Source organism: Eubacterium pyruvativorans (assembly GCF_900102225.1).
In the GTDB taxonomy this organism is placed as follows: Bacteria; Bacillota; Clostridia; order Peptostreptococcales; family Anaerovoracaceae; genus Aminicella; species Aminicella pyruvativorans.
The window spans coordinates 76,714-102,558 of record NZ_FNBF01000007.1; the positions used below are offsets into that span (position 1 = coordinate 76,714).

Consider the following 25,845-nt stretch of genomic DNA (forward strand, 5'->3'; position numbering starts at 1 on the left):
TTTGTCCTCAGCGGCGGGCCCCCATCCAGCCCAGGATATCCTCAAAAACCCGGTCCCGGTCTGTTTCGTTCAGCAGCTCGTGCCGGTCGTCCGGGTAAAGCTTCATGGTCACATCCGCCACACCGGCGTCCCGGAACATCCGGAAGGACCGTTCCACACCCTTGCCCAGATCCCCCACCGGATCATTCTGACCGGAAACGAAGAGAACAGGCAGTTTCGCCGGGACCTTGTTCACATTCTTCTGTGCACAGACGAAGTGCACGGTCTGGAACAGTCCGTAGAAACCGTTCAGGGTGAAGGGGAATCCGCAGAGCGGGTCAGAATAGTAGGCCTTCACATTCTCCTCATTCCGGGAGAGCCAGCTGTTGGCGGGATCACTGCCGTCCAGACTGAACTTCCGGTACGAACCGGCGCCCATGGCCAGATCCTGCACAACCGGGCTGCGGTGATGCCAGCCTTTCACAAGGGCGATGGCCGTGCTCAGTTTCATGCCGAAGGAAGCGGCTTTCGGATTCACATAGCCGGTTCCCATGACGACGGCGCCGGCGAGCCCTCTGCCATGAAATGCGATGTACATCCGCAGCAGATAGGAGCCCATGCTGTGTCCCATCATGAAATAGGGTACGTCCGGGTACTGTGCCCGGGTCCTTTCCCGGATCCGGTGCATATCCTCGATCAGGGTCTCCGCAGGGTGCTCTTTCGTGAAGTACCCCAGTTCCGACGGATTCTTCACAGACTTCCCGTGTCCCAGATGGTCGTGGCCCACCACCAGATATCCCGCCTGGGCGCAGTACTTCGCGAAGGGTTCATAGCGCTCGATGAATTCGCACATGCCGTGGGTGAGCTGAAGCACGCCGGTGATTTCTCCTTCCGGAATCCAGCGGACGCCGTGGATGCGGTGAATACCGTCCCGGGATGGAAAATAAAACTCTTCTTTCATGGTCCTGACCTCCTGTCCTCCTAACTATACCATATCTTTCCGCCTTCCGTCCTCCCATTCTTTCCCGGCTGCAGGAATCACGTGTAAACCACGGCGGGATGTGGTACCATGGAAGATAGTGTATATGATACGAGGGGGAGATAGAATGGGACCGGACAGGGATCAGATTATCACTTGGATCGCACGGGGTGCGGTGCTGAAAAAACTGGTGAATATGTATCTTCATGACGAGAATGAGAAATTCTTCCATGGGGTGATTCTCTGCATGAAGCGGGCCATGTTTCTGGTGCCGGGGCAGTACGAACCCCGGGGAGATGCAGGGACAAAGGATAACGGAAAGGCGGCCGCAGCTCCGGAGGAAGAGAATGAATTTCTTCCGGAAATCATCCACGATAATGACCATTTTGCTATTCCGGCGTTCTGCCTGGAAGAGGATCTTCAGGACGGGTTCGATGATGCGGATTACCGGGTGATGGATCTGAATGAACTGATGGATCTCTGTGAGGCCCGGGAAGGGCTCAGCGGGTTCGTGCTGGATCCCTTCAGCCAGCCGCTGGAAATGCCCCGGGAGATGTTCCCGTGGCTTCGAGAGATGCCGGTGCCGGACGATGAAGAGGAAGCGAAGGTGCTGCCGATGATTCCGCGGATGCTGCAGGCAGAAAGAGAGCAGCTGACCGCCCGGGGAAACGGGCCGGAAGATGATCCGATGGAGCGGCTTCACGAATTGATCCGGGATTACAGAAGGACCGGATCGGAGAAGTGGAAGAAGCAGGTCTACCGCCATCTGAATGATGTGATGCTGATTGTGCCGGGGGAGGTGTCCGAGGAACAGCGGGAAAAGCTGGCGGAGCAGAAGGCGCCGGATCAGAATTACCTGGAGGTGGATGCGCAGAATCTTTCCTTCACTCCCCGGATGCTGCACGACGACAGTTACTTCTACATCCCGGTCTTCACAGATATTCAGACCATGTTCGAGCATTACGGAAGGGGCGACTTCCTGATTATGAATGTGCCTGCCGTGATGGAACTGGCAGAGCGGCAGGATGCTTACGGCGGAATACGGATTGATCCGTTTACAGAAGAACTGCAGATCAACCGGGAAGAGTTCGGTGCTGTGCGGCATCAGATCCGGATCGGGGAGACGCTGAAGAAGGCCCGGCATTTCGCTTCGGAGGAAGCGGGGGCAAGGGACAGCGCCGGACGCCCGGGAGAAGGCGGGCATCCGGAAGACGCCGGCCGCAGCCGTCCGGAGGCGGATCCGGATACCGGTGCGGAAGAGGAAGACGGGTTCCGCCTGGAAGATCTGGATGCCCCGCCGGCCGGGCTTTTGTCCTGAGCACATCGGCAGCGTAATGGAAACATCAGGAAGGAAAGCGATTGAAGGAAGGACAGGTGAAACAGAGCGATGGAGAAACAACAGGTGCAGGGAAAGCCGGATAAGCAGAGGGACACAGACGAAATCCAGCAGGAAGAAAGGACAGACGTAATCCCGGAAGAAGATCGGCTGGACTTCGATCTGGCGGAATTCAACGGGGTGCTGGAGCGGCTCCGGGGCAGGGAAGCACAGACGGTGCAGTCCCCGTTCTCCAGCCTGGAAGATTTCGTCCGGAGCGGCGCTTCGGATTTCCGGGATGAACAGGAGGACGAAGGGGAATGGGCGGACGATCCCGTTCCATCCTTCGGCAGCGATTTCGGTATGACACCGGAGGGGAACTGTTCCCGGGAAGGGGTGCTGGATCCGTCCACGGCCATGGCCCGCTGGATGGAAGAAATGAACGACCTGCATGATGAAGAGGACGAGAATGCGGGAAGGGGAAGGGTGATTTCCCCTGTCAGTGAACCGAAGCAGGAAGCCGGCAGTGAGCCGGGACAGAAAGCCGGAAGTGCACCCGAGCCGGAAACCGGGAACCATGGGATGGAAGGACTGGGAACCGTCCGTCTGGAATCCAACCGGCTGGTGCTCAGGCGCTACCGTCTTGACGATGCGGAGGAGCTGTTTTCGAATTACGGAAGTGACCCGGCCGTGTCCCGCTATGTGGCCTGGGCGCCTTGTGAAACGGAAGAAGGGACGAAGGAGTTCCTGAAGATGCACGTGGTCCGGTATGATATGGACCGGGATTTTTATGGATGGGGAATCGAACTGAAGAGCACCGCATCTGCAGACGGAAAGTCCCATCTGATCGGAAGCTGCGGCATCTTCAACGTGGACACCGGCAGCCGGTCCGGCGAACTGGGACTCAGTATCGGCAGCCGGTGGTGGCGTCAGGGACTGGCTGCGGAAGCGATGCGCACTGTGATGAAATTCGCCTTCCGGCAGGCGGGATTCCATCGCCTCTACGCCTCCCATCAGGAGGACAATACTGCTTCCGGAAGGGTCATGCGAAAGTGCGGCATGCACTTCGAAGGAATCCTTCGCGACGGTCAGAGAAACCGGGACGGGTCTTACAGCAACCTCCTGCTCTACGGAAAACTGGATTCCGATCCGGCGGAGCTGTCATGAATAATTCGTGAAGAGTTGTGATGAAAGAAAGGGAAGACAAACATGGGGAATGACAACAGAAAGAAAGAATCACTTCGTATTCCGGTGTGGATGATCGCTGCTCTGCTTGCGGCTATCTGCACACTCTGCCTGCCGCTCAGCACCGGGGCAGCTACCTACACACAGAAGAAGCCGGCACTGGCACCGTACACGGTGAGCAGTTACAAAACCGTAAAAAACACACATTACGTGATTCCGGATCATGCGTATGAATATTACAGCAGTGATGTCATGAAAAGCCAGAAGGGATACCGGACGACGTTCACCCGGAGTATGTCCACATTGATGCTGACCTCCGGCGGCACACCGATGGATCCCCAGAGCATGGCCATTACCCCGGACGGAAGATATCTCTACATCGTGTATCTGATCGATCACGGCGGTGTGAACAACCTGAACGCCAGAGGAAGACTGGTGCGCTTCGATCTGAACGCTCTTCGTCAGGACAACGGCGGTCAACTCCCGGACCAGGTCAATTCGAAGAACACCCGTTATGTGAAAACCGGTCCGCTGATTGTCTTCGGCCACTGCCAGTCCCTGGCATATAATCCGAAAACGAAGAGCCTCTGGTTCGTGGCGAAGCCCGGCTACTCGAAAACCTGTGTGAAAGAACTGGACATGAACACTTTCCGGGTGAAAAACACGGTGAACTACAGCCTGAAATCCACTGTGAGCATGGGCTATACCCTGGCCTTTGACAAGCGGGGCAATGCGTATTTCTACACTTCCAGCAAGAACGGAACCTGGAGCCCGAAGCGCAGCATCAAGATTTACAAAGGCACCGTTTCCCGTCGTTCAGTCCGCTGGCACCTGGTGATGCAGGGAATCCGTTATGCGAACGGCCCGATCCGTAGCGGCAACAACATCATCCAGGGCATGGGCTACAACCCGAAGCTGGACCGTCTGTACTTCGTCAGTGACAGCTCCATTCTCTCCGTACCGGCCGGAAAACTGGGCCGTCTGAAGCCGAGCGATGTGCGGGAGAGCGTATTCGGCGGCCACAGAGAATTTGAAGGGATCGCCTTCGACGGGCAGGGAAGAGGCCTGCTCCTGACCAATCGTCCGTACGAGGTCATACGTACCGGAGACGGATTCTGATAAGCTGCGGCCGGGCATCCGGCCGGATATGAAATGGACTGACGCACGCAGTGCGTCAGTCCATTTTTTTCGGAGGCACGAGCTGACTGGGGGTACGAGCTGGCCGGGAAGATGAGCTGGCCGGGAAAATGAGCTGGCCAGGAAGATGAGCTGGCCGGAGTTGTATACAAACTGTGATTTGAATACCGATGAATGGATGTGAATGGGCGCTTTGTATACGAATCACGATTGCATATTGATGAAAGGTGCGGAATGGCCCCAAATGCCTCATTTCGCATCTGAATCACATTTGGGAGGGTGCGAAAACGAAAATAGATCCCGATTAATCTATTACATGCCCGGATGTAGGTGCGGAATGGCCCAATACCGGCTTTTCCGCACTCGTCGGATTTGGAACAATATACTGCTCATCGCATAACGATCCGATCAGATGGAAAAGATCCGATCAGCGTCTCTGGCAAACAGGTCAGTCCCTTCAGCTATACGCATACTATCAAGATTTTTAGAATAACTATGCACACCCGGGGAGATGTCTCTGAGTTTTCCATTCGAAGTGGATTCGGAACGGTGCGAAAATGGATTTTTTTGCGAAATCGCACCCGCGGGGCGACCGTCATACAGTTTATGCGCGAAATCGCACCCGCGGGGCGACCGTCATACAGTTCATGCGCAGAATCGCACCCACGGGGCGACCGCCATACAGTTTATGCGTAGAATGAAAACGCCCGGGGACCGGCCCCGGGCGTTACTGTTTCTATCTAAACGAAGGAAGGGACTGACGCACCCGCTGCGTCAGTCCCTGTTTCTTACTCGGATTCCTGCTGACTATCGGCTTGGGAAATATCCCTGTTGATGGTGCGGGTGGTGATGGAGGCGTCCACACCTCCCTTTCCGGTGGTATCTGTAATGCAAGGGTCCGGGGCCAGCGGCGGCTGCTTCTTCGGCGCCTTGTCAATGGCGGTGGCATCGCCGATGCCCAGGGCCTCGCCCGCCACGCCCAGGGAGGCGATCACATTCGTCATGTCGCTAGGCATGTAGATCTTCGTGGCCCTGCCGTCGGACACATCTTTCAGGGCCTCGATACCTTTCAGTTTCAACACGGCTTCGTCGATGTTGGCTTCCCGCAGCGCCCGGAGACCGTCGGCCTCTGCTTGGTAGATCAGCTGAATGGAGCGGGCCCGGCCTTCCGCCATGGCAATCTGGGCATCCCGGTCGGCTTCTGCGCTGAGGATCTTCGCTTTCTTGTCCCCCTCCGCCCGGCTGACCACCGCTTCCTGATGGGCCTGGGCTTCCAGTACGGTCTGCCGCCGTTCCCGTTCGGCCCGCATCTGTTTCGTCATAACTTCCTCGATTTCCTTCGGCGGGTTGATGTTCCGGATCTCCACCCGGGTGACCCGGATGCCCCACGGATCGGTGGCCTCGTCCAGAATGGCCTCCATCCGGCGGTTGATTTCGTCCCGGGAGGTCAGGGTCTGATCCAGTTCCATGTCTCCGATGATGTTTCGGAGAGTGGTGGCGGACAGATTCTGCAGACCGGTGATCGGGCTCTCCACGCCGTAAGTGTAGAGCTTCGGATCAATGACCTTGCAGAATACCACGGAGTCGATCTGCATGGTGACGTTGTCCTTCGTGATGACCGGCTGGGGCGGGAAGTCCAGTACCTGCTCCTTCAGGGAAATCTTCTTCACGATCCGTTCCAGAAACGGGATCTTCACATGGAGGCCGGCGTTCCACGTGGCCTTGTATTTTCCCAGAAATTCAATAACGTAGGTCTGTGCCTGGGGAACGATGCGCACGTTTGCGGCGATGAGTGCGATGATGATCACCAGAGGAATGATGATGGATAACATAGGCTCTCTCCTTTCGCTCTGCGCCGCCCGGCTCCGGGATGGTCAAAAAAGAGAGGTGGAGCGCACGCACGGCTGACTTTGTCCATTTATCATATCATATCGGAATATTCTGTCAAGATGTTGGCGCTGTACACGAAACGGGGCGGGGATTTTCGTGATGCCGGACGAAAATAGTCGTCCGCAGATGAACCAATCTGTGGTATCCTATTAATTAGTGCAACGTTGCCCAGGCGGGCGCCGGGGCACGGTCAGAGATGTACATTTATATTATTATTTCATAAGGAGTTAATGATTATGTCGATGCTGAAACGTTTAGAGGAGATCCGTCAGGCAGGTCTGGAGAAGATTCAGGAAACTGCGGATACGGACCGCCTGCAGGAGGTCCGCAGACAGCTCGTGGGGAAGAAGGGCGAACTGACGGAAGTTCTGAAAAGTCTCGGTTCTCTGGATCCGTCCGAGAGACCCGCTGTGGGAAAGACTGCGAACGAGATCAAGAATTTCTTTGCCGAAAAGATCCGGGAGAAGGAAGAGCAGCTGATTGCCGGCCAGAGTGCAGTGGAGGAGAAGATCGACCTGACACTGCCGGGAACGGGTATTCCGCAGGGCGGACTGCATCCGATCACCCAGATGTGTTATGACCTGAATGATGCTTTCCAGTCCATGGGATTCGAGATCTTCAGCGAGGATGACATTACCAGCGAGAAGTATGCTTTCGATAATCTGAATTTTGCGGAGGACCATCCTGCCCGGGAAATGATGGACACGTACTGGCTGGAGGGAACGGAACACAATTCCGGTGCGGAGCGGCTCTGTATGCGTCCGCATCTGACCGGCGCCAGTGTCCGCTATCTGCTGCAGCACGGTGCGCCGGCCCGCTTCGTCTATCCGGGACGGGTCTATCGGAATGAAACCACAGATGCCCGCCATGAGAGAGCGTTCTTCCAGTACGAGGCGCTGGTGGTGGACAAGGACATTTCTTTCTCTTCCGGGAAAGTCATGATCGAGACAATTCTGGAGAAGGTATTCGGCCGGAAGGTCACGGTGCGCATGCGGGAGGGGTTCTTCCCGTTCACGGAGCCGGGATATGAAATCGACATGGAATGTCTGATCTGCGGCGGAAAGGGCTGCCGTGTCTGCCATAATGTGGGCTGGATCGAAGTGATGCCGGGTGGCGTCATTCATCCGAACGTCCTGCGTTCTGCCAATCTGGATCCGGACGTGTGGTCCGGCTTCTTTGTCAACATCGGACTGGACCGTCTGGTCATGATGCGGTACGGTGTGGACGATGTCCGTATGTTCCACGGAGCGGACTTACGTTTCCTGAAGCAGTTCAAGTAGAGAGGCAGGAGGTTTAGAATGCAGGTATCAATGAATTGGGTGAGAAGATATGTGGATCTGCCGGAAGAACTGTCTCTGGATCAGATTGCGTACGATCTCACAATGCGCACCGTCGAGGTGGAAGAAGTTATTGACACAGGAAAGAAATTCGAGAATATCATCGCAGCGAAGATTCTGGAAGTGAAGCCGCATCCGAATGCGGACAAGCTGCGCATCTGCATGGTGGATATCGGGGAAGAAGAACCGGTGCAGATCGTCTGCGGCGGAACGAACCTGTATGCGGGTGAGAATGTGGTGGTCTGCAAGCCGGGGGCCATGGTGGTCTGGCACGGTGAAGGGGAACCGGTGAAGATCAAGGAAACGAAGATGCGGGGAGAGTACTCCTACGGCATGATCTGCGCGCCGGCGGAAGTCTATCTGGACGGCCTGTTCCCGACGGAGGACGACGCAATCATTGTGGATCTGGGGGATATGCCCTGCACGCCGGGACAGAACATCGCAGAAGTCGTGGGCATGGATGACGTGGTGCTGGACATCGACAATAAGTCTTTGACGAACCGCCCGGATCTGTGGGGTCAGTACGGAATTGCCAGAGAGATTTCCGCCATCTATGATCTGCCGCTTCGGCCTCTGGAGCAGAAAGACCTGAAGGCGGCGAATCTGCCGTCCTTCCCGGTGAAGATCGAGGCGAAAGACAAATGCTACCGGTATGCGGCCGTAGAGATTCAGAATGTGGATGCGAAGACAGAATCTCCGCTGTGGATGAAGACTTCTCTGATCAACGCCGGCATGCGTCCGATCAACGCCATTGTGGACATCACGAACTACGTCATGCTGGCGGTGGGACAGCCGACCCACGCCTTCGACCGCACCCACGTAGTGGACAAGATCGTGGTTCGGAACGCCGTGAAAGGGGAAGAACTGACTCTGCTGGACGGCAATGAACTGGATCTGACGGAAGGAGATCTGGTGATCTGCGATGCGGAGGAACCGATGGCCCTGGCGGGCATCCGGGGCGGCCGGAAGGACTCTATTCTGCCGGAGACAACCAGTGTTCTGCTGGAAGTGGCCACCTTCACGGCACAGACGATCCGGAAGACCGGCAAGCGGTTTGACGAGAAGACAGATGCATCCATCCGCTACGAGAAGGGAATTGATACGGAGCGGGTGGACTTGGGTATTTCTATGGCCCTCTCTCTGTTCCGTCAGATCTTCCCGTCCATGGAAGTTACGGCGTACGGCGATAACTATCCGGTGAAGACGGAACGGGCTGTGGTGGAAGTGACCCAGGACTTCCTGGATTCCAGACTGGGAAAGGTGTTCACAGAAGAAGAAGTTACGGCGCTGCTCACCAGACTGGGCTTCGACGTGACCTGTGAGAACGGGAATTACACCTGCGTGGCGCCGACCTGGCGTTCCACCGGCGACATTTCCATCAAGGACGATATTCTGGATGAGATCGCCCGTATCCTGAGCTTTGACTCCTTCGAGGCCCAGCCGCTGACCATCACCTTCGAGCATCCGGTTCATCAGCTGAAGGAGAGCGTGGATCGGAAGCTCCGGGAATTCCTGGCGTTCCGCTGTGGCTTCAACGAGGTATTCACCTATCCGTGGGTGGATGAGAAATATATTACAGCTTCGGGAATTGATCCGGCGGACTGCATCCGGCTGGCAACGCCGCCTGCCCCGGAACTGGCCTCTCTGCGCCAGTCCCTGATTCCGGGACTTCTGGAGACGACGGTGAAAAACCTGCGTTACTTCGATTCTTTCCGGGTATTCGAGCTGGCGGAAGTGTTCCACCGGGGGGTCTATCATGAGTCTTCCGAGGATGAAACGCTGCCGCTGCAGCCGCATTATCTGACCGGCGGTATTGTGGGAGATGACGGGAAGGCACAGTTCTTCGAAGTGAAGGGCATCATTGAGTCCATCCCGCGCTTCTGCCATCTCGCACCGCTGTCCTTCGGTCAGGCGGAGAAGCCGTCCTGGGCGGATGATGAAGCGTGGCTGAATATCCTGTCCGGAAAGGAAGTGATCGGCGCCATTGCACTGGTCAGCGTCCAGGCCATGAGTGCCGCCGGAATCCGCAGGAAGCAGATCGCCGCTTTCGAATTCAACATGGATAAGCTGGAGCCGCTGGCATCCCGGAGCAACACCTTCGAGCATCTGCCGCAGTTCCCGCTGGTGGAAGAGGATCTGTCCCTGCTGGTGGATGAAAATGTCACATGGAAGGATATCCACGACGCAATCTGTCACCATGTGAAGGAACTTCATTTCGTGGAGGAATACCGTGGGAAACAGATTCCGGCCGGAAAGAAGTCTGTCATGCTGAACCTGAAGATCGGATCCGACAAGGGGACCCTGAAGGCGAAGCAGATTGAGAAGCAGATGGCGAAGATTGTGAAGACACTGGAGAATAAGTGCGGCGCAATCCTGCGTGAAGAATAATCCCCTGGTCGGGGCAGGGCGTGTGAAAGAGCGGTTCGGCGTTTTCACACGCCCTTTTCCTTTAACACACCGTTAACAGGTTTTGTGATAACAATAGAATGAACAGGCGTCGGAGAAGGAGAGCGGAGTACAGAATATGGAACAAGAGAAGTGCGGACGGGGCAGGAAGATCGCCATGGATACCGGCATCACGGTGCTGATCATTCTGGCAGCTGTGCTGCTGTGCAATATTTTTCGGATTGACAATGTCACCCAGGGGTATGCCTCGCCGGTATTCGTTCTGGCCGTGCTGATGATTTCCCGGCTTACGGAAGGATATGTGTACGGTCTGGCTGCCTCCGTTCTGGGGGTTTTCGTGGTGAACTTCATGTTCACCTATCCGTATTACGCATTTAATTTCACGGCGACCGGCTACCCGCTCACCTTTGTCGTTCTGCTGGGCGTGTCCATCGTCACCAGCACGCTGACAACCCAGCTGAAGCAGCGGGACATGCTGAAACTGGAGAACGAACGGGTGAAGATGCAGGCGAACCTGCTGCGATCGATCTCCCATGACATCCGGACGCCGCTGACTTCCATCAACGGCGCCGCATCGGCGATTCTGGAAAATCAGGATCTCACAGAGACGCAGAAACAGGAGCTGCTCCGGGATGTGCGGAACGAAGCCCAGTGGCTCATCCGGGTAGTGGAGAATCTTCTGTCGGTCACCCGGGTGGGCACCGGACAGGCGAATATGAACATCGAGCCCTGGGATGCGGAGGAAGTGGTCTTCGAAGCGATACAGAAATTTCACCGGCATTATCCGGGCGTGAAGGTGGAGGCAGACCTGGAAGATGATCTGCCGTTCATCCCCATGGAACCGCTGCTGATTGAGCGGGTGCTGATCAACCTCATGGAAAATGCGGCGGTTCACGGGGGAAATATCAGCGGGATCTGCATCTCCGTGAAAGAACGAAAGACTGTGTTCCGGTTCCGGGTATCGGATGACGGAAAGGGATTCCCGCCGGAGAAACTGAAGAATGCATTCGACGGGGCGGGAGAAATCTCGGCGGATGTGAAGAGCGACGGCACCAGAAACATGGGACTGGGGCTTTCGGTCTGCAAAGCGATCATACAGGCCCATGAGGGAACGATCTGGGCCGAAAACAACCGGGAGGGCGGTGCATCCGTTTGCTTCGATCTGCCGCGGAAACCGGAGGAGGAACCGGAAGCGACGGCATCATCAGCAGCACCGGCCGAACCGGGGAGGTAGAAATGGGAAATATCAGAGATAAGATTTTGATTGTAGAGGACGAACTGAGCATTGTCCGGTTCATGTCCAACGTGATTCTCAGCAGCGGATACAACGTGGTGAAAGCCATGAACGGGGCAGATGCTCTGGAGATGGTGGAATCCCACTGCCCGGACCTGATTATTCTGGATCTGGGGCTGCCGGATATGGACGGCATGGAGTTCCTGCGGAAACTCAGAGAGTGGTCATCGATCCCGGTGATCGTGGTGTCTGCCCGGACGGCAGAGTCAGACAAAGTCGATGCGCTGAATGCCGGCGCCGATGACTATATCACGAAGCCCTTCGGCACCCAGGAACTTCTGGCCCGTATCCGCACTTCCCTGCGGCATGCCCGGACCACGGCGGCCAACCGGGAGATTGCGGCGGAAGGCACCTATTCCGTGGGAGAACTGGTTATCGACTACGACCGCCACATTGTGACGCTGGCGGGCCGGGACGTGGGGCTGACCCTGATTGAATTCCGCATCGTCGCCCTGCTGGGGCGGTATGCCGGAAAAGTGCTGACATACGATTTCATCATGAAGGAACTCTGGGGGCCCCGGGCCGGCCATGACAACCAGATTCTCCGGGTCAACATGTCCAACATCCGGAAAAAAATCGAAAAGGGCCATGTGGGTTCCCGGTATTTTTTCACTGAAGTAGGGGTCGGCTACCGGCTGGCCACGGAAGAAGATCTGAAAATGGAACTGTGAGGAGGAATCCCATGAAAGAAAAGCTGATCATCCATCATCCGCTGGAGTTCCTCCGAAAGGAGAATGAGGCCCTGCTGGACCTGGTAGCGGAAACCGCATCGCTGACGGAGGATCCGGATGCCCGGGCCGGACAGGCGGCGGAACACCTCCGCGCCCTCCGGGATGTGAAGGCGCACTACGCAAAAATCGAAGAACTGCTTCTCCCGGTTCTGGATCAGAACGGCCGCGGCATGCAGGCGGCGGATATATGGGACGGAAACGACCGGATCTTCCATACGCTGGGGCGGCTGGCCAGCTCCACGGATGAGGCGTCCTGGGACGACGCCCGCCGGCAGCGGATCCGGGATCTGCTGGAAGATATCCGGAAGACTGCGGAGCGGGAGGAAACGGTATTCCGGTTCTGTATGGAGCACATGGATGAAGCGGCGTGGCTGGCGGTATACCGGGATTTTCCGGAGCTGGGCTGCAGTTTCCTCCCATCTCTTCCGGTGTGGCCGGAAGGGGATGCCCGGCTGGAGCGGACAAAAAATAACGGTATGGAGCTGCCGGATGCGCCGGTGACGCTGCCCCAGGGTACCTTCACCCTGAAACAGCTGGCAGCGGTACTGGATCTTCTGCCCATCGATCTGACGTTCATCGATGCGGAGGACCGAGTCCGTTTCTTCACAGAAAAGACCGGTGTGTTCGCCCGTCCGCTTTCGGCCCTGGGCCGGCCGGTGATGCAGTGCCACCCGCCCCGGGTGCGTCCAGTGGTGGAAGGCATGCTGCTGCAGTTCCGGTCTGGGGAGGCCGATCACATGGAAATGTGGATTCCCCGGAAGGAGGATCCGGTGTACGTCCGCTATCAGGCGGTTTATGATGAGGCGGGGAAATATATTGGAACGCTGGAGATGGTGCAGTGTTTCGGCAGCTATCTGCCCCATCTCACCGGACAGAAGCCGAAACAGAAGATGCCGGAAGCGGAGCCGGACCGGGACGGGGAAGGCTGGTAAAAAAATATTTCGGGACAGGAGCCCTTGTCCCGGTTTTTTTTACTGGCAGATTAGCACTCTTTTGTTTTAAGTGCTAACAAAACGGGCATAAGTATCATGCCGCAGAGAACACTGCGGCATTGTTACAAATTGAAATGAAGTGGGGTAGAGAGATGAAAATCGTACCAGTACATAAGATGGTGATCCTTCCGGAGGTGACACTGTATTTCACCTCCAAGGTGTTTCAGGAGATCGCTGGTCCGGCGGAGCAGGGTGAACGGGTGATTCTGCTGTTCACGAAGGAAGAGGAAGAACGGGAAAACCTGAGAGATGACAGTTTCTATCCGATCGGCGTGTCAGGATATGTGACAGAGACCGAGCAGAAGAATGTGGTAGCGGTGCACACGGATCACCGGATCAACGTAGAGCATGTCAGCGTGGCGGAGGACGGCACCATTGAGGTGACCACGTCGGTCCGGACGGAAGTGGACGATATGGATCCGGTGGATGCGAAGAACCGGCTCCAGAACGCGAAGCAGGCGATCAAGGAGTTTGACAGCAAGTTCATCTGGGGCGAGTCCTATAACCGCTATGTGGACACCATGCAGTCCATGAACGAGGTCATTACGGCGCTGTCCTACTGGCTCCGGATCACCAGTGAGGAACGTTATGCGATTCTGGCTGCAGACAGTGTCAGCGAGCGGACGCAGCTGGAAGAGAAGGCGCTGTACGAATATCTGGAACTGGCAGAAGTGCAGGGAGATGCGGAGTCGAAACAGCAGGAGGACTACCGGGATATGTACCGGGAGGGCGCTATCCGCCGGCAGATCGCCTACCTGCAGAAGGAACTGGATGAGATGCATCCGGAAAATGTGTCCGATGTCCAGAAGTTCGAGCAGAAGATCAACGAATCCGGCATGAACCCGGAAGCCCGGGATGAAGCCATGAAGGTGCTGAACCGGCTGAAACAGGGAAGCAGCAGTGAGACAGAAAGCGGAATCTACTATGATTACCTTGATTTCGTAACCTCCCTGTCCTGGAAACCGGAGCCGGTGAAGCACGTGGATCTGGACAAGGCCCGGAAGATTCTGGACCGGGATCACTACGGCCTGGAAAAGGTGAAAAAGCGTATTCTTCAGCATATCGCCGTGATGAATCTGAAGGAAGAGCAGAGCGGTTCGATCCTGCTGTTCGAAGGCGCACCGGGCACCGGGAAAACCAGTATCGGAAAGAGCATTGCAAAGGCTCTGGGACGCAAGTATGTCCGGATCAGTCTGGGGGGTGTCCGGGACGAGGCGGATATCCGGGGGCACCGGAGAACTTATATCGGTGCCATGGCGGGCCGGATCATGGAGGGAATCCGCAAGAGCGGTGTCTCCAATCCGGTTATGGTACTGGATGAAATTGACAAGGTGTCCGCATCTTATAACGGTGATCCGGCCTCGGCGCTGCTGGAGGCCCTGGATCCGGAGCAGAACAACACTTTCACCGATCACTACATGAATGTGCCGTATGATCTGTCGAATGTGTTGTTCATCTGCACGGCGAATACGCTGGATACCATTCCAGGGCCGCTGCTGGACAGAATGGAAGTGATTCACTTCGACGGATACACGCCGGTGGAGAAACTGAAGATTGCGAAGAAGCATCTGCTGAAAAAATCCATGGAACAGATGGGTATTCAGAAGGGTCAGCTGAAGATCAGCGACAGCGTTCTGAAGACCATCATCTCGGATTATACCAGGGAGGCGGGAGTCCGGGGTCTTCGGAAGCGGATCGATGCACTGTGCCGGGATGCGGCTGTGCGGATTGAGGAAAACGAAACCGAGGATCCGGTGGTGATCACGAAGGACGATCTCCGGAAGGAACTGGATATGCGGCCGATGCGGCACCTCAAGGTGCCGGGAAAGCAGGATCCGGGCATTGTCACCGGACTGGCCTGGACTCAGGTGGGCGGTGTGATCCTCTATATTGAAACCCTGCGCATGAAGGGCAGCGGAAAGATCAATCTCACCGGACAGCTGGGAGATGTGATGAAGGAATCCGCCCAGATCGCTGTCAGTCTGGTGAAGTCCATGTTCCCGGAAAAGGCAGAGGAGTTCGATCAGTATGATATGCATATCCATATTCCGGAAGGTGCGGTGCCGAAGGATGGTCCTTCCGCCGGCATTACCATGACCACAGCCATTGCATCTCTGGTCACCGGAAAGGCAGTGGATCCCCATGTGGCCATGACCGGAGAGGTTTCCCTGAGCGGCAGGGTCACTGCCATCGGCGGGCTGCCGGAAAAGCTGATGGCAGCCATGCAGGCCGGTGTGAAGCGGGTCTTCATTCCGAAGGAGAACGAAGAGGACCTGGTGGACGTGGCGGAAGAGGTCACAAATGCGCTGGAGATCATTCCGGTGGAGAAAGTGAAGGATGTGCTGAAGGCACTGGATATCCTGTAAGCGGAACGGATGTACCCGGGCGGAAGGAGTTCCGCCCGGGTATTGACGATTCTCCCATCCGGTGCTACACTGTACAGAATTTAGTCTGAAAAGATCAGAAAGGGGTTGGATGAACATGGAGAGTGAGGAAAACCGGTTCGGGAAGAAAATGAATCCGGAAGAGCGGGGGGACAGTACCGGGAACCGGGCGGCGGAGAGCCGGATCGACCACGAGACGCAGAACCGCATCGTGCGGAAAATCTCTGCAGTGGGAATCGCCGGAAATATTCTTCTGTCCCTGTTCAAACTGATCGCCGGTATCGCCGGCCATTCCGGGGCCATGCTGTCCGATGCGGTTCACTCCCTTTCTGACGTATTCGCCACCCTGATCGCCTTCATCGGCGTGAAGCTGGCGAAGAAAAAAGCAGATGTACGGCATCCGTACGGTCATGACCGGTTCGAGTGTGTGGCCTCTCTGGCGCTGGGCATCATCCTGGCGGCAACAGGCATCGCCATCGGCATGAAGGCTGTGCAGCAGATCGTCCTGGGAAGCTACGGCCGCCTTTCGGCACCGGGGGTGATTGCGCTGGTGGCGGCGGTGGTGTCCATTGTCTCGAAGGAAGGTATGTACTGGTACACCCGGCATTATGCGAAGATCCTGCATTCGGAGGCATTCATGGCCGATGCGTGGCATCACCGTTCCGATGCATTCTCCTCCATCGGCTCCCTGATCGGCATCACAGCTGCCAGAATGGGATTTCCGATCATGGACCCGGTTGCCAGTGTGATTATCTGTATATTCATTCTGAAGGTGGCCTGTGACATCGGGAAGGGCGCCCTGAACAACATGATGGACGAGTCCTGCGGGAAAGAGTACGATGCGAATCTGCGCCGGTTCATCGAGGATCAGCAGGGAGTGGACCGGGTGGACCTGCTGCATACCAGGCGCTTCGGCAGCATGATCTACATTGATCTGGAGATTGCGGTGGACGGGTCGCTGAATCTGACGGATGCACATGAGATTTCCCAGCGGGTTCATGATGAGGTGGAACGTCATTTCGCCCATGTGAAGCACATTATGATTCATGTGAACCCGGCTTAGCTGCCGGCTGTGGGCGGGGCTGCTGCACGAAACGGTATGAGCGTTTCGTGCAGCAGCTTTTTTTATGTGGGAGATTTGGCTGGATGATGAGGATGGATTATGTGCGGGGGTGTGCGGGGCGTGCGGATGCGGGGGTGTGCGGGGCGTGCGGAGGATTGTATACAAATCGTGATTTTGACACTTATGCATAGCGATGGATGGGAATGTTGTATACAAGGTGCGATTAATAAATGCTGATGGGTGCGGATTGACAATTTTTCCCGATTCCGCACTAAAATCACGCCGGAAAGGGTGCGAAATCCAAATTAAATCTTGAATTAAATATTACATGCCCGCATGAAGGTGCGGAATGATCCGAAAAGCTTGTTTTCGCACCGTTCGGAAGTGAAATGATATTCCGGTATCCGAATGAATATCCAAGGTCTGGCGTAAATCTCACCTCAGTATTATCATCGGCCGGGAGCTGTTCTCCATAGGAAGGATAGTATCAAATAGTTTTGTAATATTATTCGCGCACAGAAAATGAACTCTGATTATTCAATTCTTGCCTGAATCGGCAGGGTGCGGAAAACGGGATTATTCATCTTCTCGCACCTCGTTTTTTCGGTCATATTTTCCGGTGATCGGGAACGACAAAAAAGCGGATGCGAAATCCGAAAAAAGTAAGATTTCGCACCCGCCCGGCTGGCCGCTGCTGCATGATGGGACCGCACCCGTTGGTGTTTTTTGTCTATTCCTGCAGGTATTCCTGAAACTGCTGAATCCGGTCCCGCCGGATGGCAGCGGTGATCCGGATGCCGTCATCGGTGTATTCGCAGGATTTGACAACGCCGCTTTCTCGCAGCACATTTTCCAGACGGCTCTGGGCATAGGGGATCAGCAGGGTGCAGGTGAGGCTGCCTTCGTTCAGCTTCGTTTCGATCAGATCCAGCAGCGCCGGCAGGTGGTCCGGGTCCTTGGCGGACATGAGGATCCGGTCTTTCTCCAGGATCGGACGGATGCCGTCGTTTTTGTTCATGACCGTGATCACCGGGATGCTGCCGGCTCCCAGTTCTGCCAGGGTCTCTTCTGTGACCTGTATGTGGTTCCGGTATTCCGGATCGGTGCTGTCCACGATCATCAGGATCAGATCCGCATGGAGGGCTTCGTCCAGTGTGGAACGGAACGCATCCACCAGTCCGGTGGGAAGATCATCGATGAAGCCGACTGTATCCGAAAGCAGGAAGGGCCTTCGGCCGGAAGGTGCGATCTGCCGGACCGATGTGTCCAGGGTGGCGAACAGCATATCCTGTTCCAGCACCTGTTTTTCATCGTCTGTGCCGCAGCAGCGGATCATCTGGTTCATCAGGGTGGATTTCCCGGCATTCGTGTAGCCCACCAGGGAGATCAGCGGCATGCCGGAGCGGGCCCGCCGCTTCCGCTGGGTCTCCCGTTCTTTTGCAATTTCGTCCAGACTGCGCCGGAGCAGCGTCATTCGCTTTTCGATGCGCCGGCGGTCCAGTTCGATTTTCTTTTCTCCGGCGCCGCGGTTGGACATGGAGCCGGAAGCGCCGCCCTGACGGGACAGGTTCGCCCGCAGGCCCACCAGCCGGGGCAGCATGTATTTCAGTTTCGCATAGTCCACCTGCATGCGGGCTTCCCGGCTCCGGGCCCGTTCTGCGAAGATGTTCAGAATCAGGTTCGTCCGGTCGATCACTTCCAGCTCCAGTGCCTCAGAAAGGTTGGTCAGCTGGGAGGGGGACAGTGTGTTGTTGAAGATCACCAGATCCGCATGGAGGGAATCGGCAGCCAGACGGATTTCCTCCACCTTTCCCTTCCCGATGAAATAGGCGGAATCCTCCCGGGGCAGTTTCTGATCCGCCGTGCCCCGGACCTCCGCTCCGCAGGCCTCCGCCAGCCCCCGGAGTTCTTCCATCCGTGCTTCGAAGCGGCTGTCTCCCGGGAAACGGACGCCTACCAGAAACGCATGACGCTTCCGGATTTCACCGCCCTGGTGATCATTATACTCTGCTGTGTCGAACATATTGCCTCCTGATTCCGGCTGCCGGGCAGGCTGCCTGTACAGTCTTCCCCAGAAACGAAAATGCTCCCTTCCGGCCGGCGGGCTTCCCGGTCCGCCGGTTTCCGGAAGAGAGTGTCTGTCATGTACCTGTGTTAGAGTTCATCCTTCTTCAGCTTCGCAATGCGCTGAACGACTTCGATGATCATCTTTGTTGCATTCTCCATGTCCTGCACCACTGCAAACTCCTGACGGCTGTGGAAGTTGCTTCCGCCCGGCCCCAGGTTCGGGCAAGGCAGACCCTTGAAGGACAGGAAAGCGCCGTCCGTGCCGCCGCGGATCGGTGCCGTATCCGGGGTGTAGCCCATCTCCCGGATGACGTCCAGCGGGATCTCTGTCAGCTTCGGATGCTTTTCCACGACCTCACCCATGTTGTGGTACTGCTCTGTGAATTCCACCTGAACGGTTCCCTCACCGTAAACGTGGTTCAGGTATTCTGCAGCCTTCCGCATCACTTCGCAGCGGGATTCGATCTTCTCCCAGACGAAGTCCCGGATGATGTATCCCATGGTTGCCTTCTCCACACTGCCGTTGAAGGATGTGATGTGATAGAAGCCTTCCCGGCCTTCCCGGTATTCCGGCCGCTCGTTCACCGGCAGCATCTGCTCGAACTCTTCTGCCACGTGAATGGCATTCTTCATGTTGTTCTTCGCAAATCCAGGGTGGTAGCTGATGCCGGTTACTGTGACCGTAGCCCCCATGGCGCTGAAGGTCTCGCTCTGGCATTCTCCGAACAGGTCGCCGTCAATGGTGTAAGCGCAGTCTGCGCCGAATTTCTCTACATCGAACAGGTCGCTGCTTCTTCCGATCTCCTCGTCCGGGGTGAAGGCGATGCGGATTGTGCCATGAGGAATCGAACTGTCGTTATGCAGAATTTCCGCCAGGGTCATGATCTCCGCCACGCCTGCCTTGTTGTCGGCACCCAGAAGGGTGGTGCCGTCGGAGGTGATGATGTCGCAGCCGATGAAGTTCTTCAGGGCATCGGCGCTGATCTTCAGGCCTTCCTTCTCATTCAGAATCAGGTCGCCTCCCTCGTAGTGGGTGAGCTTCGGCTTCACGTTCTCGTTTGGCGCATCCGGGGATGTGTCGATGTGGGCGATCAGGCCCAGAACCGGTCCGTTGTATCCCTCGATGTTAGCCGGAATGGTGCCCATGACGTAGCAGTTTTCATCCACTTCTGCATCGGTGATGCCCAGTGATTTCATTTCTTCCGCCAGTGCGTTCGCAAAATCGAATTCCTTCGGATTGCTCGGACAGCTCGCATTCTCTTCAATGGAACCCGTCGGGTACTTGGCGTACTCCATCAGTCTCTCGTAAGATTTCATAGATTACCTCCTATAACTGATTTGAAGTTTGTTTCCGACGAAAGAATCCGGTTCGGAATCTTCCGCCGGTGGAAGGCGCAGGGAACCCTGCCCCTTCCACGCATCCAGTCCTGATTATAGGACGGTTGACGTTCCAGAACAAGCCCGGACCGGAAAAACTTGCTTTCATTATGCGGTTTCTTTGGCGGTATCCTGCATTTTCCGGCGCCTTCCTTCGACCCCCCTCCGGCGCCAGCCGGCGAACAAGGAACCTGCGATGTTGTGCCATACGCTGAAGATGGCCCCCGGCAGCGTAGCCAGCGGGTTGGCGGCGAAGTTCACGGCTGCCAGGGATACGGCCAGGCCGCTGTTCTGCATGCCCACCTCGATGGCAATGGCCGTGGTTTTCCGGTAATCCTCGTGGAAAATGCGGGCCATGAGGAAGCCAGCGCCCATGCCCAGAAGATTGTGCAGCATGACGATGCCGAATACCAGAAGGCCGGATTCCAGCAGTTTCTCCCGGTTCACCGCAACAATGCCCGCAATGATCATGACGATGGCGATGACTGAAATCAGAGGCAGAACTTCCCGGATCTTCTCCACCTGTTCATGGAAGAAATACTGCAGCGCAATGCCTGCCAGCACCGGAAGCAGCACCACCTTCACAACGGAAAGTACCATGGCCCAGAAAGAAACCTGAACCCAGGCTCCTCCCAGCAGATAGGTCAGAGCCGGGGTCAGAACCGGTGCCAGCAGTGTGGAAGTGATGGTCATGCCCACCGAAAGGGCCACATCTCCTCCGGCAATGTACGTGATGACATTGCTGGCCGTGCCCCCGGGGCAGCATCCCACCAGAATGACGCCGATGGCCAGATCCGGAGGAAGGCGGAAGAGGCGGCAGAGGGCCCATGCCATAAGCGGCATGATTGTGTATTGACAGCAGGCACCCAGAAAGATGTCTTTCGGATGCCGGAGCATCATGCGGAAATCAGAGACGTGGATGGTGAGGCCCATGCCGAACATGGCGGTGCCCAGGAAGAGGGAGGTGTAATTCACCGCCCATGAGATGGCAGCGGGTTTCCAGAATGCGAAGAGGGATCCGATCAGGATGATGAATCCGATGTTCAGGCTGAGGAATGAGGCGAGCTTGCCCAGTTTCTTCATTGCTTACTCCTTTCTATGTGCTTCCCGCCGAAGGGGTCGGTCGGGTACACCGCTTATCCGGTGTTCAGCAATCAGAAAAAATATAGAATTGTGTGTATGATTTTTCGTTAAGAAAATATCATCCATATGTTTTGTATTATAATATTCAGATAAATTTGTGTCAATGACGGGCTTTACACTGCCTGCGCCCCTCATTATAATTTTCACAGAACAGGGCCTCAGGCCGGAACAGAGAAGGAGGGCATGGTGATGCAGTATGATTTCACATCCGTAATAGACAGAAGAGGGAAGGACGCACTGGCGGTGGATCTTCTGGCGATGCCAGGGTCGATTCCGCCGGGAAAGACGGATCCGGAATTTGACCGTATTCCGATGTGGGTGGCGGACATGAATTTTCCCACTGTTCCTGCGGTGCAGCGGGCGATTACAGGGCGGACAGCCCATCCCATGTTCGGGTACTTCATTCCCCGGCAGGAGTATTACCGGAGCATCATCCGGTGGCAGCAGGACCGAAACGACGTAACGGGTCTGGAGAAGCAGCACATCGGCTATGAGAACGGCGTGCTGGGGGGCGTGGTCAGCGCACTTAGAGTTCTCTGCAGCCCGGGGGATAATGTGCTGGTTCACTCTCCCACTTATGTGGGATTCACCGCCACACTGGAAAACAACGGGTTCCACATCGTTCACAGTCCGCTGGTCCGGGATGAAGAGGGAATCTGGCGCATGGATTACGCGGATATGGAGGAGAAGATCCGCAGGAATCACATCCATGCGGCCATATTCTGCTCGCCCCACAATCCGACCGGCCGGGTCTGGGAACGGGAAGAACTGGAACAGGCGATGGATATCTGCCGGCGGAATGATGTCTGGGTCATTTCCGACGAGATCTGGTCGGATCTGGTTCTGGAGGGAAAGCACATTCCGCTGCAGTCTGTGAATGAGGATGCCCGGAACCGGACGGCGGCTTTCTATGCGCCGTCGAAGACCTTCAATCTGGCCGGACTGGTGGGCAGTTACCATATCATATACAACCGCTGGCTCCGGGACCGGATCCGGAAGGAAAGTTCCCTTTCTCATTATAATAATATGAACGTTCTCTCCATGTACGGACTGATCGGCGCCTACTCGCAGGAAGGCCGGGAATGGCTGGAGCAGCTTCTTCCTGTGCTGCGGGGAAACCGGGACCTGGCGCTTCAGTATCTGGCGGAGGTGCCCGGGGTACAGGTGATGAAACCCCAGGGAACATACATGCTGTTCCTGGACTGCGGGGAATGGTGCCGGAACCGGGATATTTCGATCCGGGAACTGCAGTCCCGGGGGGTGAAATACGGCGTCATCTGGCAGGACGGCACCAGGTTCGGCGGGGATTATACCATCCGCATGAACCTGGCATCTCCGGCCAGCCGGGTGGAAGAGGCGTTCCGGCGGCTCAGAAAGTATGTGTTCGTGTAGCGGGAGAAGCACCGGAAAGAATTCGGTGGATTGTTATGATTTGAAGTGCTAAAATGAGTAGCGTATGTGAGTAGCGTATGAGTGTAGCAGCGGACAGTGTGCACTGCCCGGCAGAATCTGGAGGTTTTCAATGAAGGAATATAAGCCAGTAAAAGAGGGAAAGGTACGGGAGATCTATGATACCGGGGACGCTCTGGTGATGGTAGCTACCGACCGTATTTCCGCATTCGACCACATTCTGAAGAATCAGATCGTGGGAAAGGGCAAGGTTCTGACCCAGATGTCGGAATTCTGGTTCGAACTGACCCGGGACATTATGCCGAACCATGTCATCTCCACGGATGTGAAGGACATGCCGGAATTCTTCCAGAATGATGATTTCGCCGGAAGGAGCATGCTTTGCCGGAAACTGGAGATGCTGCCGATCGAGTGCATCGTCAGAGGCTATATCACCGGATCCGGATGGGCCAGCTATCAGGAAAACGGAACGGTATGCGGGATCCGCCTGCCGGAGGGACTGAAGGAATCCGAGAAATTGCCGGAGCCGATTTTCACACCGAGCACCAAGGCGGAGATCGGCGATCACGACGAGAATATTTCTTATGAAGAGAGCATCGCCGTGCTGGAGAAGGCTTATCCGGGCAGGGGCGAAGAACTGGCGAAGGGCATCCGGGACAACACCATTGCGATCTATAACAAATGTGCGGAATACGCCAGAGAACACGGTATTATCATTGCAGACACTAAGTTCGAGTTCGGCCTGAACGAGAAGGGTGAGCTGGTGATCGGCGACGAGATGCTCACACCGGACAGCTCCCGCTTCTGGCCGCTGGAAGGCTATGAACCGGGGAAATCCCAGCCGTCCTATGACAAGCAGTTCGTGAGAGACTGGCTGAAGGCGAATCCGGACAGCGATTACAACCTGCCGCAGGATGTGATTGACAAGACCATCGGAAAGTATCTGGAGGCCTATGAGCTCCTGACGGGCAAAAAATTAGACGCATAGTCGTTCGAAATCCCCCTTTCCTGCAGGGAAAATGAGGACGAGCGGTTTTCTGCCGCAGAGGTTGGAATTCCAACCTCTGCGGCGTATTTTTTGTCCGCCGGAAGGTGTTCCTCCGAAAATTTTTCATATAAACCTATAGTTTTACTTGCAATTATTTCGGGATGTGCTACAATACGGGTATGGAAAGTTACCGAAGAAAGGAGAGAACCGGATGGCTATGAGGATTTCCACGAAGGGCCGCTACGCACTGCGCGTGCTGGTGGATCTTTCGGAACATGACAGAGGGGAATACATTCCGCTGAAAGAAATCGCCGCCAGACAGGATATCTCGGAGAAGTATCTAGAGAGTATCATCGTTGTGTTCTCGAAGAACGGCTATGTAATTGGCCACAGAGGAAAGGGAGGCGGTTATAAGCTGGCGAAGCCACCGGAAACGGTCAGCGTGGGCGAAGTGCTCAGACTGGTCGAAGGCGGACTCGCGCCGGTAGCCTGTCTTGAGGAGGGTGCGGAACCGTGTGAACGGGAAAGCTTTTGCAAGACGCTCCCGATGTGGAAGAAATTCTACGACATGACGAACCGTTATTTCGACGGGATCTCTGTTGCTGATCTGGCGAACAGAGGCGATGAAGCAGATTATTACATGATTTAGTTTAACGGACGGGGGTATCCGGCGGGATACCCGTCGTTTCTAAAATAAAAACCTATATACCTGAGGGAAAACTTGAATTTATTGCTTTAACATAATCCTGAAGGCATGTGCCGTGCAAAAAAAAAGAAATACCATATTTACGGAGGAAAATGAAATGGCTAAGATTTACAAGACAGCAGACGAACTGATCGGAAAGACACCGCTTCTGGAACTCACACACATCGAGAAGAAGTACGGCCTGAAGGCACGCATTCTGGCGAAGCTGGAGTACTTCAATCCGTCCGGCTCCGTAAAGGACAGAATTGCGAAGAAGATGCTGGATGATGCGGAAGCGAGAGGGGATGTCAATGCGGACACCACGATCATCGAGCCGACATCCGGAAATACCGGCATCGGCCTGGCTGCTGTCGCTGCTGCCAGAGGTTACCGGATCATCATCGTGATGCCGGAGACCATGTCTGTGGAAAGACGTGCGCTGATGAAGGCTTATGGTGCCGAGCTGGTGCTGTCTGACGGGACAAAGGGGATGAAGGGGGCGATTGCCAAGGCGAATGAACTGGCGGAGTCCATTGAAAACAGCTATATCCCGGCGCAGTTCGACAACCCGTCCAACCCGGCGGCACACAGAGAGACAACCGGCCCGGAAATCTGGGAGGACACAGACGGACAGGTGGATTACTTCATTGCCGGCGTAGGCACAGGCGGAACGCTGACCGGCACAGGAGAGTATCTGAAGTCTCAGAATGCGGATGTGAAGGTCATTGCAGTTGAGCCGGCCACTTCCCCGGTTCTGTCCGAGGGTCACGGCGGTGCGCACAAGATTCAGGGAATCGGCGCAGGCTTCGTTCCGGCTGTTCTGAACACAGATGTGTACGATGAAGTCATCACGGTGGGAAATGACGAGGCGTTCGAGGCCGGCAAGCTGATCGGTCATTCCGAAGGTGTGCTGGTAGGCATTTCCGCCGGCGCTGCAGTGAATGCTGCCCTGGAAGTGGCGAAGAGACCGGAAGCGGAAGGAAAGACGATCGTGGTGCTGCTGCCGGATACCGGTGACAGATACCTGTCCACACCGCTGTTCGAGGACTAATTGACTCCGGCGGAAACGCCCGGAAAGAAACTCCCGACATGATTGTATAGAGAACCGAATTTGATCGAGACGCCCCCGGAATGATTGAACTGCTACCCGTCAAGAGGACAGTGAAAAATCAAGAGATTTTGGCAACCAGTAACAGCAATGTTGCTGGTTGCTTTTTATGATGCACACACTTTTTCACAGAGTCTGCAGTCAAAAGGTGTCTCAGGCTTCGCCAGAGACGATCAATATTTATCCTCGCTGTAGGGCAGCCAGCAAGCGTGTATCCACGCCCGCTGGTGCGGGTAAGGATTTTCCGTGTCACTACGTCAAGTGCTGCCCGGCTTTCGGCCAGCGTACTGTCACTTGACTCCGTTCCCGCTCCCTATGTCTGTCGAAATGTAGCGCGGAAACGAATGTAATCATACAGCGAGAAGATATGAGTTG

Annotated in this window: 19 protein-coding genes; 14 read left to right on the forward strand and 5 right to left on the reverse strand. The window is 55.8% G+C overall.

The genetic code is table 11. The annotated features are described in order from the left end of the window. Positions 1 to 7: 7 nt before the first annotated feature. Positions 8 to 940, reverse strand: coding sequence for an alpha/beta fold hydrolase (locus tag BLQ24_RS04180; protein ID WP_090162966.1), 933 nt, complete (start codon positions 938 to 940; stop codon positions 8 to 10). 145 nt (positions 941 to 1,085) lie between these two features. On the opposite strand from BLQ24_RS04180, the gene BLQ24_RS04185 reads away from it, so the two are divergent. From BLQ24_RS04185 to BLQ24_RS04195, 3 genes are all read left to right on the forward strand, one after another. Then, positions 1,086 to 2,276 carry an SseB family protein gene (locus BLQ24_RS04185; protein ID WP_163427508.1) on the forward strand — a complete coding sequence of 397 codons (1,191 nt, stop codon included), beginning with the start codon at positions 1,086 to 1,088 and terminating at the stop codon, positions 2,274 to 2,276. A 69-nt stretch (positions 2,277 to 2,345) separates the two neighbouring features. Further along, positions 2,346 to 3,440, forward strand: a complete 1,095-nt coding sequence (locus tag BLQ24_RS04190; protein ID WP_090162972.1) for a GNAT family N-acetyltransferase — start codon at positions 2,346 to 2,348, stop codon at positions 3,438 to 3,440. Positions 3,441 to 3,482: 42 nt separating this feature from the next. Beyond that, positions 3,483 to 4,577, forward strand: coding sequence for a hypothetical protein (locus tag BLQ24_RS04195; RefSeq protein WP_090162974.1), 1,095 nt, complete (start codon positions 3,483 to 3,485; stop codon positions 4,575 to 4,577). A gap of 806 nt (positions 4,578 to 5,383) precedes the next feature. Here BLQ24_RS04195 and BLQ24_RS04200 read toward each other — a convergent pair. Continuing rightward, a complete protein-coding gene (locus BLQ24_RS04200; RefSeq protein WP_090162976.1) occupies positions 5,384 to 6,427 on the reverse strand; it encodes an SPFH domain-containing protein in 1,044 nt (347 codons plus the stop codon). A 300-nt stretch (positions 6,428 to 6,727) separates the two neighbouring features. On the opposite strand from BLQ24_RS04200, the gene pheS reads away from it, so the two are divergent. From pheS to BLQ24_RS04235, 7 genes are all read left to right on the forward strand, one after another. Next, entirely contained in the window at positions 6,728 to 7,765 is a 1,038-nt protein-coding gene (pheS, locus tag BLQ24_RS04205; protein ID WP_090163016.1) for a phenylalanine--tRNA ligase subunit alpha, read from the forward strand. Positions 7,766 to 7,783: 18 nt separating this feature from the next. Next, positions 7,784 to 10,210 carry a phenylalanine--tRNA ligase subunit beta gene (pheT, locus tag BLQ24_RS04210; RefSeq protein ID WP_090162978.1) on the forward strand — a complete coding sequence of 809 codons (2,427 nt, stop codon included), beginning with the start codon at positions 7,784 to 7,786 and terminating at the stop codon, positions 10,208 to 10,210. 136 nt (positions 10,211 to 10,346) lie between these two features. Further along, positions 10,347 to 11,462 carry a sensor histidine kinase gene (locus tag BLQ24_RS04215; RefSeq protein WP_090162980.1) on the forward strand — a complete coding sequence of 372 codons (1,116 nt, stop codon included), beginning with the start codon at positions 10,347 to 10,349 and terminating at the stop codon, positions 11,460 to 11,462. 2 nt (positions 11,463 to 11,464) lie between these two features. Further along, entirely contained in the window at positions 11,465 to 12,193 is a 729-nt protein-coding gene (locus tag BLQ24_RS04220) for a response regulator (RefSeq protein WP_090162982.1), read from the forward strand. A gap of 11 nt (positions 12,194 to 12,204) precedes the next feature. After that, positions 12,205 to 13,185, forward strand: a complete 981-nt coding sequence (locus BLQ24_RS04225) for a PAS domain-containing protein (RefSeq protein ID WP_090162984.1) — start codon at positions 12,205 to 12,207, stop codon at positions 13,183 to 13,185. Positions 13,186 to 13,337: 152 nt separating this feature from the next. Further along, complete coding sequence (lon, locus tag BLQ24_RS04230) at positions 13,338 to 15,611, forward strand: endopeptidase La (protein WP_090162986.1); 2,274 nt, start codon at positions 13,338 to 13,340, stop codon at positions 15,609 to 15,611. Positions 15,612 to 15,720: 109 nt separating this feature from the next. Beyond that, on the forward strand, positions 15,721 to 16,692 hold the full coding sequence (locus BLQ24_RS04235) for a cation diffusion facilitator family transporter (RefSeq protein WP_242869583.1): 972 nt from the start codon (positions 15,721 to 15,723) through the stop codon (positions 16,690 to 16,692). Positions 16,693 to 17,422: 730 nt separating this feature from the next. On the opposite strand, the gene hflX is transcribed toward BLQ24_RS04235, so the two are convergent. The 3 genes from hflX to BLQ24_RS04250 form a co-directional block, all read right to left on the reverse strand. Further along, positions 17,423 to 18,715, reverse strand: coding sequence for a GTPase HflX (gene hflX / locus BLQ24_RS04240; RefSeq protein ID WP_090162987.1), 1,293 nt, complete (start codon positions 18,713 to 18,715; stop codon positions 17,423 to 17,425). 131 nt (positions 18,716 to 18,846) lie between these two features. Then, entirely contained in the window at positions 18,847 to 20,076 is a 1,230-nt protein-coding gene (pepT, locus tag BLQ24_RS04245; RefSeq protein ID WP_090162989.1) for a peptidase T, read from the reverse strand. A 168-nt stretch (positions 20,077 to 20,244) separates the two neighbouring features. Continuing rightward, positions 20,245 to 21,219 (reverse strand): bile acid:sodium symporter family protein, encoded by a 975-nt coding sequence (locus BLQ24_RS04250; RefSeq protein ID WP_090162991.1) that lies wholly within the window; start codon positions 21,217 to 21,219, stop codon positions 20,245 to 20,247. A gap of 249 nt (positions 21,220 to 21,468) precedes the next feature. Here BLQ24_RS04250 and BLQ24_RS04255 point away from each other — a divergent pair, with 249 nt between their 5' ends. The 4 genes from BLQ24_RS04255 (at position 21,469) to cysK (ending at position 25,413) form a co-directional block, all read left to right on the forward strand. Next, entirely contained in the window at positions 21,469 to 22,671 is a 1,203-nt protein-coding gene (locus tag BLQ24_RS04255) for a MalY/PatB family protein (protein WP_090163020.1), read from the forward strand. 130 nt (positions 22,672 to 22,801) lie between these two features. Next, entirely contained in the window at positions 22,802 to 23,677 is an 876-nt protein-coding gene (locus BLQ24_RS04260; protein WP_090162994.1) for a phosphoribosylaminoimidazolesuccinocarboxamide synthase, read from the forward strand. Positions 23,678 to 23,894: 217 nt separating this feature from the next. Then, entirely contained in the window at positions 23,895 to 24,326 is a 432-nt protein-coding gene (locus tag BLQ24_RS04265; RefSeq protein WP_090163022.1) for an RrF2 family transcriptional regulator, read from the forward strand. Between the two features lie 154 nt (positions 24,327 to 24,480). Next, entirely contained in the window at positions 24,481 to 25,413 is a 933-nt protein-coding gene (gene cysK / locus BLQ24_RS04270; RefSeq protein ID WP_090162996.1) for a cysteine synthase A, read from the forward strand. Positions 25,414 to 25,845: the final 432 nt, after the last annotated feature.